Origin of the sequence: Nitratireductor thuwali (assembly GCF_036621415.1) — a bacterium.
Taxonomy (GTDB): Bacteria; Pseudomonadota; Alphaproteobacteria; order Rhizobiales; family Rhizobiaceae; genus Chelativorans; species Chelativorans thuwali.
The window spans coordinates 119,584-132,677 of sequence record NZ_CP030941.1; the positions used below are offsets into that span (position 1 = coordinate 119,584).

The following is a 13,094-nucleotide window of genomic DNA, read 5'->3' on the forward strand; positions in this document are numbered from 1 at the left end:
ACTCTCCTGCGTTGAGGAGAGCCGGCTACCCTGCCCGCGCGTCCGGCCGGGGATCTCTCCAAGATTGGTGTGAAGCTAGGCGAAAATGCCTTTGCTGTGCTTCTCCACATAATCGGCGAGGCCGAGCGTGTGGTCACGGCAGAGTTTTTCCGCCAGTTCGGTTTCGCGTTTTTCCAACGCGTCGATGATGGCCAGATGGTCCTTGATCGATTGGCTTGCCCGGTCGTCGCGCCCAATGGTGATTTTGCGGATGCCGCGCACATGCAGGAGAATATTCTCCGTCATCTGCTGCAGGGTCTGCGATCCGGTCATCTCGATGAGCGTCTGGTGGAAACGCAGATTGGCTTCGGAATATTCGCTCAGATAGTCGCCGGGCGCATGCCCTTCGTGGAACTCTTCGAAGATCTTGCGCAAGCGATCGATGTCCTTGCGGCTGGCATTGAGCGAGATAAGCCGGGCGGCCATGCCTTCCAGCGCCGCCCATACCTGGATCATCTCGATGACCTCGCGTTTCGTCTTGCGCAAGACGATGATGCCGCGCCGCGCGATGGATTTGACGAAGCCCTGCTGCTCCAGCATGGCGATCGCCTCGCGGATCGGCGTGCGGCTGACATTGAGGCGTTCGGCAAGCAGGCGCTCGTCGAGCCAGGTGTTTTCCTGCGTGGCGTAAATATCCATCTCGGCGATGGCATGCTTCAGCGCGGCATAGACGCGCGTCTTGATGTTCGGCTCCGCGGAGAACGGCTCCAGGACAAGGCCTGGGGTGCTCTCATCGGGAAGCGGCCAGCGGGTCTGGCTTCTGGAACTCACATCAGTCTCCTGCTGTCTGTCTGAGTCTGGAACCTGTAATACCATATGTATCAATGGAGCGGTTTATCCAACGGTGCAAGAATTGACTGTCTCCATGCGGCCGGTAGCTAAATGGTTTCGGCGTGTACCTGCCATCTCACAGAGATCTATCCCACAGGTTCCAGGCATGCGCTTTCCGGCTGCCCGTCGAGGAGTTCCACGAGCGTCTCGCCAAGGCGTGCCGGTGTGGGCGAAATGCGAATGCCGGCCGCCTGCATGGCCTCGATCTTGTCTTCCGCCCCGCCCTTGCCGCCGGCGATGATGGCGCCCGCATGGCCCATGCGCCGCCCCGCAGGAGCGGTGCGACCGGCAATGAAGCCGACCGTGGGCTTGCTTCTGCCGCGCCTTGCCACATCCGCAAGAAACGCGGCCGCCTCCTCCTCGGCCTGCCCGCCGATCTCGCCGATCATGACAATCGATTCGGTTTCGGGATCGGCAAGGAACATCTCCAGCACGTCGATGAATTCGGTGCCCTTGATGGGATCCCCGCCGATGCCCACAGCCGTGGTCTGGCCAAGGCCCTTCTGCGAGGTCTGGAATACCGCCTCATAGGTGAGCGTGCCCGAGCGCGAGACGATGCCGACCGAACCCTTGCGGAAGATGGAGCCCGGCATGATACCGATCTTGCATTCGCCGGCGGTGATGACCCCCGGGCAATTCGGCCCGATCAGGCGTGAACGCGATCCCGAAAGCGCCCGCTTGACGCGCTGCATGTCGAGCACGGGAATGCCCTCGGTGATGCAGACGATCAGCGGAATTTCCGCGTCGATGGCCTCGCAAATCGCGTCCGCCGCTCCGAAGGGCGGCACGTAGATGACGGTCGCATCGGCATCCGTCGCTGCGCGCGCCTCCTTCACCGTGTCGAAGACGGGCAGGCCCAGATGCGTCATGCCCCCCTTCCCCGGCGCTACGCCCCCGACCATCTGCGTGCCATATTCGATGGCATGCCGTGAGTGGAATGTGGCGGTCTTGCCGGTAAAGCCCTGACAGAGGAGACGGGTGTTCTTGTTCACCAGGATGGACATCAGTTTCTTCCCTTGGCCGCAATGACGATCTTCCGCGCCGCATCATCGAGGTCGTCCGCGGCGATGACATCGAGGCCGGACTCTGCGATGATCTTCTTGCCTTCCGCGACGTTCGTGCCTTCGAGCCGCACCACGAGCGGCACCTTCAGGCCCACTTCCTTGACGGCTTCCACCACCCCCTCGGCAATCACGTCGCAACGCATGATGCCGCCGAAGATGTTGACCAGAATGCCCTTCACGCTGGGGTCGGTGGTGATGATCTTGAAGGCCGCCGCCACTTTCTCGGCCGTCGCGCCGCCGCCGACATCTAGGAAATTCGCCGGCTCGCCGCCGTGATGCTTGATGATGTCCATGGTCGCCATGGCGAGGCCCGCCCCATTGACCATGCAGCCGATATTGCCGTCGAGCGCGATGTAGGAAAGGTCGTGGCGCGAGGCGGCCAGTTCCCTGGCGTCCTCCTCCATCTCATCGCGCAGGCTTGCCAGTTCCGGCCGCCGGTCCAGTGCGTTTGAGTCAAAGCCGACCTTGGCGTCGAGGCAGACAAGCCGCCCATCACCCGTCAGGACCAGCGGGTTGATCTCCAGCATTTCCATGTCGGTGGCGGTGAAAGCCGTATAAAGCTGCGTGGCCAGAAGGCCCGCCTGTGCGGCAAGGTCTCCCTGAAGGCCGAGCGCCTTGGCAACGAGCCGGCCATGATAGGGCATCAGGCCGGTGGCCGGATCGACGGTCAGGGTGACGACTTTCTCCGGCGTTTGGGCGGCAACGGTCTCGATATCCATGCCGCCCTCGGTCGAGACCACGAAGGCGACCCGGCTGGTAGCCCGGTCGATCAGCAGCGAGATGTAGAATTCGCTTTCGATCCGCGAGCCGTTTTCCACATAAAGGCGGCTGACCTTCTTGCCGGTCGGTCCGGTCTGCACCGTGACCAGCGTGTTGCCGAGCATTTCTGCGGCATGCGCGCGCACTTCGGCCACCGTATCGGCCACGCGCACGCCGCCTTTCGCCTCGGGGCCCAGTTCCTTGAACTTGCCCTTGCCGCGCCCGCCTGCGTGGATCTGCGACTTGACGACGAAGACCGGACCCTCAAGGCCCGCCGCCACGTCTCCGGCCCCGTCGACATCCATGGCCGGCGCGCCGTCGGGAACGGGCACGCCGAAGGACTTCAGCACGCCCTTGGCCTGATATTCATGGATATTCATTGATGTGCTACCTCTCCGCAGAGACAGAAATGTTGGGGCGCGCCAGGTCCGACCAGGCGCGACACGAGCTCGAAGGAACCGCGTCGCGCCCGGCGGAAGGCCCGCCTGGGAGGGACTACAGAAGACCGGCGCCGCGCGCCCACTTGTACTTGGCGCCCAGCACTTCGACCGGCAGTTCGGTCGAATAGGCATAGGCAGGAATGCCGTGCTGGTAGAGATACTCGGCCGCCTCCTCGACCTCGACATCGCCTGCGAGCGAAGCGACCATGGGCTTTTCGATGCCCTTGGCGGCCATTTCCTCCTTCACCTCGACCATCAGCTTGGCAAAGACCATGGGCGGCGTGACGATGGTATGCCAGTAGCCGAGGATCAGCGCGTGGATGCGGTCATCCTCCAACCCGAGCTTGACCGTGTTCTTGTAGGTCTGCGGCGGTTCGCCACCCGTGATGTCGACTGGATTGCCGGCCGCGCCGAAAGGCGGGATGAACTTGCGGAAGGCAGTGTCCAGATCGTCCGGCATCGACATAAGGCTCAGCCCGTTGTCGACACAGGCATCCGACAGAAGCACGCCTGAACCGCCCGCCCCGGTGATGATCACGACATTCTCGCCCTTCGGCGTCGGCAGCACCGGAACGCCGCGAGCAAACTCAAGGAGCTGCTTCAGCGAACGGGCCCGGATGACGCCCGACTGCTTGAACACGTCCTCATAGATCTTGTCGTTGCCGGCGAGCGCCCCCGTGTGGGAAGACGCGGCCTTCGCCCCGGCAGATGTGCGGCCCGCCTTGAGGACCACGACCGGCTTGGTCTTGGAAACGCGCTTGGCGGCTTCGGCGAAGGCGCGCCCGTCTTTCAGATCCTCGCAATGCTGAGCGATGATCTTGGTGTTTTCGTCCTGCTCGAAAAAGGCAAGCAGGTCGTCCTCGTCGATATCCGACTTGTTGCCGAGGCCGACAATGGCCGACACACCCATCTTCGCCGAGCGAGAGAAGCCGATAATGGCCATGCCGATCCCGCCGGACTGCGAGGACAGCGCGGCCGATCCCTTCACGTCGTAGGCCGTGCAGAAAGTGGCGCAGAGGTTTTCCGGCGTGTAGTAGAAGCCGTAAATGTTCGGCCCCATCATGCGGACATTGTATTTGCGGCCGATCCTGACGATCTCTTCCTGCAGTTCAGGCGCTCCGGCCTCGGCGAAGCCGGAGGGAATGAGGACGGCGCCGGGGATGCCCTTTTCGCCGCATTCCGTCAGCGCGCCGGCGACGAATTTCGCGGGAATCGCGAACACCGCGGTATCGATCTCGCCTGGAACGTCCTTCACGCTCTTATAGGCCTTGTGCCCAAGAATCTCGTCGGCCTTGGGATGAATGGGATAGATCCCGCCCTTGTAGCCGCCGTCGATGAGATTGCGCATGACCGAATTGCCGATCTTGCCCTGCTCGTTGGAGGCGCCGATGACAGCCACGGCCTTCGGCCGCATGATGCGGTTCATCGCCTCGACAATCTCGTCCTGGCTCGGGCGGTGGCGCGGCTCCGGCTGGCTGTAGTCCATCACGATGCGCACGTCGGCGGCGATCGCCCCTTCCTTCGTGGCAAACACCGGATTGAGGTCGAGCTCGGAGATCTCCGGATAGTCGCTGATCAGCTCCGACACGCGCACGATCATGTCGGCGAGCGCGTCGCGGTCGACCGGATCGCCGCCACGCACGCCTTTGAGCATCTCGGCCGCCTGGATGCCGTCGAGCATGGACAGCGCCTCGTTCTTGTCGAGGGGCGCCAGGCGGAAGGTGATGTCCTTCAGGACCTCCACCAGGATGCCGCCCATGCCAAAGGCAACGAGCTTGCCGAAGCTGCCGTCGGTGACGGCGCCGATGATGACCTCCTGACCGCCCGTCAGCATCTGCTGGACCTGTACGCCCTTGATTTCGGCATCCGCCTTGTAGGCACGCGCATTGGCAATGATGGTGTCGTAGCCCGCCCGGGCCTCCTCCGCCGACTTGACGCCCACGATGACGCCGCCGGCGTCGGTCTTGTGCAGGATGTCCGGCGAGACGATCTTCATCACCACCGGGAATCCCATGCCGGAGGCAAGCGTCGCCGCCTCCTCCGAGCTGGCCGCCACCCCCTCCTGCGGGACTGCAATGCCGTAGGCATCGCACAGCAACTTGCCTTCAGGCGCGGTAAGCGCGTCGCGCCCCTCGGCCTTAACCTTCTCGAACATGTTCCGTATAGCGGTCTTGTCGAGCATGTCTTTCCTCCCTTGACCGCCAAGGCGGCCCTTCTGATGGCCGGCTTGGCTTGATGCGTCGCAGCCGTGGTGGCGATCTGTTACTGGTTCTGGCATTTTGTATTCCAGAGCATTACCATGTCAAGCCCCATAGCCCGGCGCATCCGCCTTTTGAACGAGACGGCACCTGACGGCGAACGCGAAAGCGCCTGGGCAACACCCGGCGCGAAAAACCAATTGGTGCAATGCACAAGGCATTAGGACTTGACTCGGTAAGGTTCTTAAGGTGACATACGCGTTGGCATACAAAATGCCATGGCAGACTGAGCAATCGGGAGCTTGCAGTAGCCTTACGAGTATCGTCCTGAATTTGCTTGGTAAAACGGGAGGAAATCGAATGGCGAGTTTTAAGTTGCGCGGCCTCGGAATGGCTTTGGCCGCAGGAACGGCCTTTGCGCTCATGCCGCAGGCCACGGCCGCAGACTGGCAACCAAGAAAGCCGGTGGAATTCATAATCATGGCGGGAACGGGGGGCGGCGCCGATCAGATTGCCCGCCTGATGCAGGGATTGATCCAGAAGAATGATCTGTCTCCCATGCCGTTCATCCCGATCAACAAGGCGGGAGGATCGGGCGCCGAGGCGCTGCGCTATATCCAGGACAAGGCCGGCGACGACCACACATTGCTGGTCACCTTGAACAGCTTCTACACGACGCCGCTGGTGCAGGAGGGGCTTGGAGTCGACATCACCAAATTCACGCCGATCGCCCGCATGGCGATCGACACGTTCCTGCTGTGGGTGCCGGCCGACTCCGAGATATCCGATTTCCAGACCTGGGGCGCCGAGGTGGCGAAAGCCAACAAGGATTTCAAGGTCGGCGGCACGGGCATCGGCCAGGAGGACTCGATCCTGTTCGCCATGCTCGAAGCCGAGTTCGGTGCGGACGTGACCTACATCCCTTTCCCGGGCGGTGGCGATGTCGCCAAGAGCCTGGTCGGCAAGCACATCGTGTCGACGGTCAACAATCCGGCCGAGCAGATGGAATTCTGGCGCGCAAAGCAGAGCCTGCCACTGGTGCAGTTCACCGACGAGCGGATGGAGTCCTTCGCCGATGTGCCCACCGCGAAAGAACTCGGGCATGATCTGGTTTACTACATGCAGCGCTCGATCAACGGCCCGCCCGGAATGTCTCCCGAGGCGCAGGAATGGTACGTCGACCTGTTCCAGAAACTCTTCGAGTCACAGGAATGGCAGGATTTCTGCAAATCCGACGGGCTGACCTGCGACGAGTTCGTGGGAGGCGCGGAGCTCGCGACGTTCCACAACAATCAGCTGGAGCGCCACAAGGCGCTTATCGATAAAGTCGGCGCCGCCGCAATTACCAGCGACTGAGGCGAGGCTTGTTTGGCCGAGGGGATTTCCGAAGGGAGATCCCCTCCCTCGACATAGCGGGCTATCTCTAGGCCGATATGCAACGATATCGGCCGGCTTTGGGAGGAGTATTGGGAATGACTGTTCGCACGGCAGAATTTACCGCAGCACTGCTGCTCATTCTGGCTTCGCTCGGGCTCATGTGGAAAAGCACGGATGGCCTGTCCATCGGCTGGATCAGCGGCGCCGGTCCCGGCTCCGGTTTCTGGCCCTTCTGGTTGTCGGTCATCATGCTCCTTTCGAGCATCGCGATACTGATACGCTGCTACCTGCAAGCGACGCCGGAATCGCGCGACACCTCTTCCTTCGTTGACCGGGAAACCGTGTGGATCGTCGGCCTGACCGTCCTGGCCCTGTTTTTCCTTCTGCTCGCCTCCTCTTTCGTAGGCATGTATCTGTCCCTGATGGCCTTCTTGCTCTTCTATTTAAGATTTCTCGGAGGTCATTCATGGAGGCTGTCGATCGCCTTGATGATATTCATCCCGTCCTTCGTATTCTTTTTCTTTGAATATCTAATGACAATTCCACTGCCAAAAGGAATCACAGAACCTTTGTTCTTCCCGATATACAGGTTGATCTACTGACCTGAGGCCCTCCCAACAAACCCACCGCAAGTTTTCGCGCGACGCAGCGCGTATAAACGGAACACAGGAAGGTATTGGCAATGGAATCGGTACTCATCCCGCTAATGGGCGGCCTGGCCGACGCTCTTCAGCCATTGAATCTGACCATGCTCGTCATCGGCTGCCTCATCGGCCTGTTCGTCGGTGCAATGCCTGGGCTCGGTTCGGTAAACGGTGTGGCGATCCTGCTGCCGGTGACCTTCCTGGTGCCGCCCGACGCTGCGATCATCTTCCTTGCGGCCGTCTATTACGGTGCCATGTATGGCGGTGCGGTCTCATCGATCACGCTGGGCATCCCCGGCGCCTCGACGGCGGTTGCCACGGTCTTCGACGGGCGGCCCATGGCGCAAGGCGGAAAGGCTGATCAGGCACTGTTGACCGCGGCGATCGCCTCCTTCATCGGCGGAACGATCTCTGTCGTGCTGTTCACCCTTTTCGCGCCGCCGCTCGCTGCCTTCGCGTTGAAATTCGGGCCAGCGGAGGAATTCGCGCTGATGATGCTGGCCTTCGCCACGTTCGTCGGCCTCGGCGGCGGCGACATAGCCAAGACCATCTGCTCGATTGTCATCGGCCTCGTCCTGGCGACGATCGGCCTGGATATCATTTCCGGCAAGCCGCGCCTGATCTTCTTCGACATTTCCGGCTTCTTCCACGGCGTCAACTTCCTCGTCCTGGCCATCGGCATTTACGGCATCGGCGAGATGCTGTGGACGCTGGAGCAAACCAAGGGCGACGTACAGGCGCACCGTGTGACCGCGGGATTGCGGTCGATCAAAGAGCATCTCAAGCGCATCAAGAGTTACATCGTCCCCGCCAGCCTCAGCGGCCTGCTTGGTTATTTCGTCGGCATCCTGCCGGCGGCAGGCGCCACGCCCGCCTCGCTGATGGCCTACGGCATGACAAAGGCGCTGTCGAACGATCCCGACAGTTTTGGCAAGGGCAACATGAAAGGCGTCGCCGCCCCCGAAGCGGCGAACAATGCCGCCTCCACCGGTTCGATGCTGCCCATGATCACGCTGGGCATTCCCGGATCGCCGACAACGGCGATCCTTTTGGGCGGCATGATCATCTGGGGCCTGCGGCCAGGGCCACTGCTGTTCACCGAGCATCCGGACTTCGTTTGGGGGCTCGTGGGGTCGCTCTATTTCGCCAATATCGTCAGCGTGCTCCTGAATATCGCACTCATTCCGCTTTTCGTGCGCGTGCTGACGCTCAAGTTCACCATCCTGGCGCCGATCATCTTCGTGCTTTGCATCGTCGGCGGCTACGCGCCCACCCAGACCATGCACGATCTTTGGCTGATGCTGCTGTTCGGCGTCGTCGGCTATCTGCTGCGCAAGCTCGACTATCCGGTAGCGCCAGCGGTGCTGGCCATCGTCCTCGGCCCCCTCGCCGAGCGCTCGCTGCGCCAGTCTCTTCTATCTTCCCAAGGCGACCCGCTGATCTTCGTCGAGCGGCCGCTCTCGGCAATCTTCATGCTCGTCGCGGTGGCGCTCTTCGTCTATCCGCTGGCCCTGCGCTGGTGGCGCACGCGGCGTGCCAGCAACAAGGTCGTGCCGGCCGGCGAATAGAAGAGCACTCCTTTTCCAGCCCGCGCGCTGACAGGATATCCACGGCCGCTGCTTCTCCGAGCAGCGGCCGTCACCGTCTCGGATCGTTCGTATTGCGGCTTCCGGCGGTTCGTCGAGGCTCCTTGCTGCAAAAAAACGCGAAGCCGCAGCTTGAAATACTGAAACCTCCGCTGCGACACCGCGACGCGGCCTCAATAACCCATTGTTTTTAATTGTGAAACCCCTCTCCGTGTGGAGCTATGCTGCACACGCGAAGGTGCTATGCAGCATCTGGTATACAAAATCTCACGAAACCGCATTACATCGGGCGCATCGCAAAACCGGGCCGCGAGCGGCTCGCAATCCTCAGGAGAGACGCATGGACACGCATCGCAACATCGAGAAGCTTTCCAATCGGGATCAGCGGTGGCTCGGCCTTGGCCTGGCGTTCGGCGCCCTGCTCAAGCAGATCTTCGACAACAAGGACACGAGGGGCGGCGCTAACGTGCAGCCGGATGCCTGTCACCAGCTATAGTCCCGCCCATCCATGGCGAATACCAAGGGCCGCTTCCGTTCCGCGGCCCTTTTCTTTGGCCTTCTCTTGGCGGCCGCACGCCACCGGCTGGCCTCTATTGGGGACCGCAGCCTTATCGGGGCGCCGAGAGCGGCGGAAACGACGCCATCCACCGCGTTCCGCCGAAATCTTCGCCGGCCCTCATCCTCCCAAAATCGGTGAACCTGAACCGCCCGCGCCTGGTTGAGGCCGGTCCGGCCGGCCCGCGCGCTCGGCAGCTGGGGCGGTTTGACTTTTGGTATTAGTTATGCCAGAAATCGATGAACGACCACGCTGGTTTGCGGCTGCATGCCGAACGTCGCACGAGATGACTGCCGGGCGTCGAGGGACCCGCAAACGGCACGGTCGAAGAGGAGGAAACGCCCCAAATGACAATCGCCACAAAGGTTGAATCGTCGGTGCCCGGCGAAGAACGGGAACTAACGGACGGCTTTCATCTTATTATCGACGCGCTCAAGCTCAACGGGCTCAACACCATCTATGGCGTGCCCGGCATTCCAATCACGGATTTCGGCCGTATGGCACAGGCCGAGGGCATCCGCGTTATCTCCTTCAGGCATGAGCAGCATGCCGGCTATGCGGCGGGAATTGCCGGCTTCCTGACGAAGAAGCCCGGAATCTGCCTGACCGTGTCGGCGCCCGGCTTCCTGAATGGCCTGACGGCGCTTGCCAATGCCACGACCAACTGCTTCCCGATGATCCTGATCTCGGGTTCGTCCGAACGCGAGATCGTGGACCTGCAGCAGGGCGACTATGAGGAGATGGACCAGCTTGCCATCGCCAAGCCGCTTTGCAAGGCCGCTTTCCGCGTGCTGCATGCCGAAGATATCGGCATCGGCGTGGCGCGCGCCATCCGCGCCGCCGTTTCGGGCCGGCCGGGCGGCGTCTATCTCGATCTGCCGGCGAAGCTCTTCCCCCAGGTGATGGAGGCGGAGGCTGGGCGCAAGTCGCTCGTCAAGGTCATCGATCCGGCGCCGGCGCAGATCCCCGCGCCATCGGCAATTGAGCGCGCGCTCGATGTGCTTAGGGGCGCCAAACGTCCTCTCATCATTCTTGGCAAGGGCGCGGCCTATGCCCAGGCCGACGAGGAAATCCGTGCATTTGTGGAAAAAAGCGGCGCGCCGTTCCTGCAGATGAGCATGGCTAAGGGCTTGCTGCCCGATGTGCATCCGCAATCGGCGGGCGCGGCGCGGTCGACGGTCCTGAAGAATTCCGACGTGGTGATGCTGATCGGCGCGCGCCTCAACTGGCTCTTGTCGCACGGCAAGGGCAAGGCTTGGGGCGAACCTGGTTCGAAACAATTCATCCAGATCGACATCGAGCCGAAGGAGATGGATTCGAATGTCGAGATCGCGGCGCCCTTGGTCGGCGATATCGGATCCTGTGTTTCGGCCCTCCTTGAAGGTCTTGGCGACAACTGGCCGATGCCGCCCGGGGATTGGATCGACGCGGTCGAGACCAAGAAGCAGGAAAACATCACCAAAATGGCGTTGCGCCTGAAGAAGAACTCGACGCCGATGGACTTCCACGGCGCCCTCGGCGCGTTGCGCACGGTCGTTAAGGAGCGGCCCGACGCCATTCTGGTCAATGAGGGAGCCAACACGCTCGACCTCGCGCGCGGCATCATTGATATGTACCAGCCGCGTAAGCGGCTCGATGTCGGCACCTGGGGCGTCATGGGCGTCGGCATGGGCTCGGCGATCGCCGCGGCCGTCGAGACCGGCAAGCCCGTGCTGGCGGTCGAAGGAGATTCCGCCTTTGGCTTCTGCGGCATGGAGGTGGAGACGATCTGCCGCTACAACCTGCCGGTCTGCATCGTCATCTTCAACAACAACGGCATCTACCGCGGCACCGACGTCAACTCGACGGGCGGCGCAGATGCCGCGACGACTGTCTTCGTCAAGGACGCGCGCTACGACAGGATGATGGAGGCCTTTGGCGGCGCAGGCGCCAATGTAACCACGCCGGATGAGCTCTATCGGGCCGTCAGCGAGGCGATGGATTCGGGCAGGCCCACCCTCGTCAATGCGGTCATAGACCCCGCGGCCGGCACCGAAAGCGGCCGCATCGGCAATCTCAACCCACAAAGCGTCGTCGGAAAGAAATAAGGAGCCCACCATGAAAGCGCTCGAAGGCGTCCGCATCCTCGATTTCACCCATGTTCAGTCGGGTCCGACCTGTACGCAGTTGCTTGCCTGGTTCGGCGCTGACGTCATCAAGGTTGAACGGCCCGGTGTCGGAGACATCACGCGCGGTCAGTTGCGCGACTTGCCCGATGCCGACAGCCTCTATTTCACCATGCTCAACCACAACAAGCGCTCGATCACGCTCAACACCAAGACCGCCGACGGCAAAAAGGTCCTGGAAGCGTTGATCAAGCAGTGCGACGTGATGGTGGAGAATTTCGCGCCGGGCGCGCTCGACCGCATGGGCTTTACCTGGGAGCGCATCCAGGAGCTCAACCCGGCGATGATCGTCGCCTCCATCAAGGGGTTCGGTCCGGGTCCGTACCAGGACTGCAAGGTCTATGAGAACGTCGCCCAGTGCACCGGCGGGGCGGCTTCCACCACCGGCTTCCGCGACGGGCTGCCGCTGGTGACCGGTGCGCAGATCGGCGATTCGGGCACCGGCCTGCATCTGTGCCTCGGCATCGTCACGGCGCTTTACCAGCGCACCAGGACCGGGCGCGGCCAGAAAGTATCGGCCGCCATGCAGGATGGAGTGCTCAATCTGTGCCGCGTCAAGCTGCGCGACCAGCAGCGCCTCGCACACGGCCCGCTGAAGGAATACAGCCAGTATGGCGAAGGCATTGAGTTCGGCGACACGGTGCCGCGTGCCGGCAACGATTCCGGCGGCGGGCAACCCGGCCGCATCCTCAAGTGCAAGGGCTGGGAGACCGACCCTAACGCCTATATCTATTTCATCACGCAGGCGCCGGTATGGGAGGCGATCTGCGACGTGATCGGTGAGCCCGGCTGGAAAACCGATCCCGATTACGCCAAGCCCGATGCCCGACTGCCCCGGCTCGAGGAAATCTTTGCGCGGATCGAGAAATGGACCCAGACGCTCGTCAAGTTCGAAGTGATGGACATTCTCAACGCCAGGGATATTCCCTGCGGCCCCATCCTCTCGATGAAGGAGCTGGCCGAAGACGCTTCGCTGCGCGCCACCGGCACGGTGGTCGAAGTCGAGCACCCCGTTCGCGGAACATATCTGTCGGTCGGCAATCCCATCAAGCTCTCCGATAGCCCCACCGAGGTGCGACGTTCGCCCCTGCTCGGCGAGCACACGGACGAGATCCTGCGCGAGGTGCTTCAGTTCGACGACGAGACGATCGCTGATCTGCAGAAGGGCGGGGCGCTCGGAGACCTTGTCAAAATGGCCGCCGAATAAACCCGCTGCCATTCCCCAGGAAGGGGACTGAGGCGGCACTTACGGCATCGGCCCGAACATCGGAACCGATCTTCGTAGAGCACGATACGTAGATTCAAAACCCGGTGCGTGTGAATGGACGTACGGCGCGCCAGCTGCCGCCGTCGTCCTTTCTGCCGGGTCATCTCATGGTCAGCACGCGGTCGGCGCCAGAACGGCGGGCGGGTGGAAAGACTTTCCTTCCTCAGG

Annotated in this window: 10 protein-coding genes; 6 read left to right on the top strand and 4 right to left on the bottom strand. The window is 62.1% G+C overall.

All coding sequences use genetic code 11. From position 1 onward, the window contains the following. Positions 1–75: 75 nt before the first annotated feature. The 4 genes from NTH_RS00575 to NTH_RS00590 form a co-directional block, all read right to left on the bottom strand. Positions 76–810 carry a GntR family transcriptional regulator gene (locus NTH_RS00575; RefSeq protein ID WP_338528174.1) on the bottom strand — a complete coding sequence of 245 codons (735 nt, stop codon included), beginning with the start codon at positions 808–810 and terminating at the stop codon, positions 76–78. A gap of 146 nt (positions 811–956) precedes the next feature. After that, positions 957–1,874, bottom strand: coding sequence for a succinate--CoA ligase subunit alpha (gene sucD, locus NTH_RS00580; RefSeq protein WP_338528175.1), 918 nt, complete (start codon positions 1,872–1,874; stop codon positions 957–959). Beyond that, entirely contained in the window at positions 1,874–3,073 is a 1,200-nt protein-coding gene (gene sucC, locus NTH_RS00585) for an ADP-forming succinate--CoA ligase subunit beta (protein WP_338528176.1), read from the bottom strand. The genes sucD and sucC overlap by 1 nt, the downstream gene beginning before the upstream one ends. Positions 3,074–3,188: 115 nt before the next feature. After that, a complete protein-coding gene (locus tag NTH_RS00590; protein ID WP_338528177.1) occupies positions 3,189–5,315 on the bottom strand; it encodes an acetate--CoA ligase family protein in 2,127 nt (708 codons plus the stop codon). A gap of 349 nt (positions 5,316–5,664) precedes the next feature. Here NTH_RS00590 and NTH_RS00595 point away from each other — a divergent pair, with 349 nt between their 5' ends. The 6 genes from NTH_RS00595 (at position 5,665) to frc (ending at position 12,866) form a co-directional block, all read left to right on the top strand. Continuing rightward, positions 5,665–6,687: a Bug family tripartite tricarboxylate transporter substrate binding protein gene (locus NTH_RS00595; protein WP_338528178.1), complete on the top strand. Its 1,023-nt coding sequence runs from the start codon at positions 5,665–5,667 to the stop codon at positions 6,685–6,687. 116 nt (positions 6,688–6,803) lie between these two features. Continuing rightward, a complete protein-coding gene (locus NTH_RS00600) occupies positions 6,804–7,310 on the top strand; it encodes a tripartite tricarboxylate transporter TctB family protein (protein WP_338528179.1) in 507 nt (168 codons plus the stop codon). 80 nt (positions 7,311–7,390) lie between these two features. Then, positions 7,391–8,920: a tripartite tricarboxylate transporter permease gene (locus NTH_RS00605; RefSeq protein WP_338528180.1), complete on the top strand. Its 1,530-nt coding sequence runs from the start codon at positions 7,391–7,393 to the stop codon at positions 8,918–8,920. Positions 8,921–9,278: 358 nt separating this feature from the next. Beyond that, a complete protein-coding gene (locus NTH_RS00610; protein WP_338528181.1) occupies positions 9,279–9,434 on the top strand; it encodes a hypothetical protein in 156 nt (51 codons plus the stop codon). A 407-nt stretch (positions 9,435–9,841) separates the two neighbouring features. Continuing rightward, a complete protein-coding gene (gene oxc / locus NTH_RS00615; RefSeq protein WP_338528182.1) occupies positions 9,842–11,581 on the top strand; it encodes an oxalyl-CoA decarboxylase in 1,740 nt (579 codons plus the stop codon). A gap of 10 nt (positions 11,582–11,591) precedes the next feature. Beyond that, positions 11,592–12,866 carry a formyl-CoA transferase gene (frc, locus tag NTH_RS00620; RefSeq protein WP_338528183.1) on the top strand — a complete coding sequence of 425 codons (1,275 nt, stop codon included), beginning with the start codon at positions 11,592–11,594 and terminating at the stop codon, positions 12,864–12,866. The last annotated feature ends 228 nt before the right edge of the window (positions 12,867–13,094 follow it).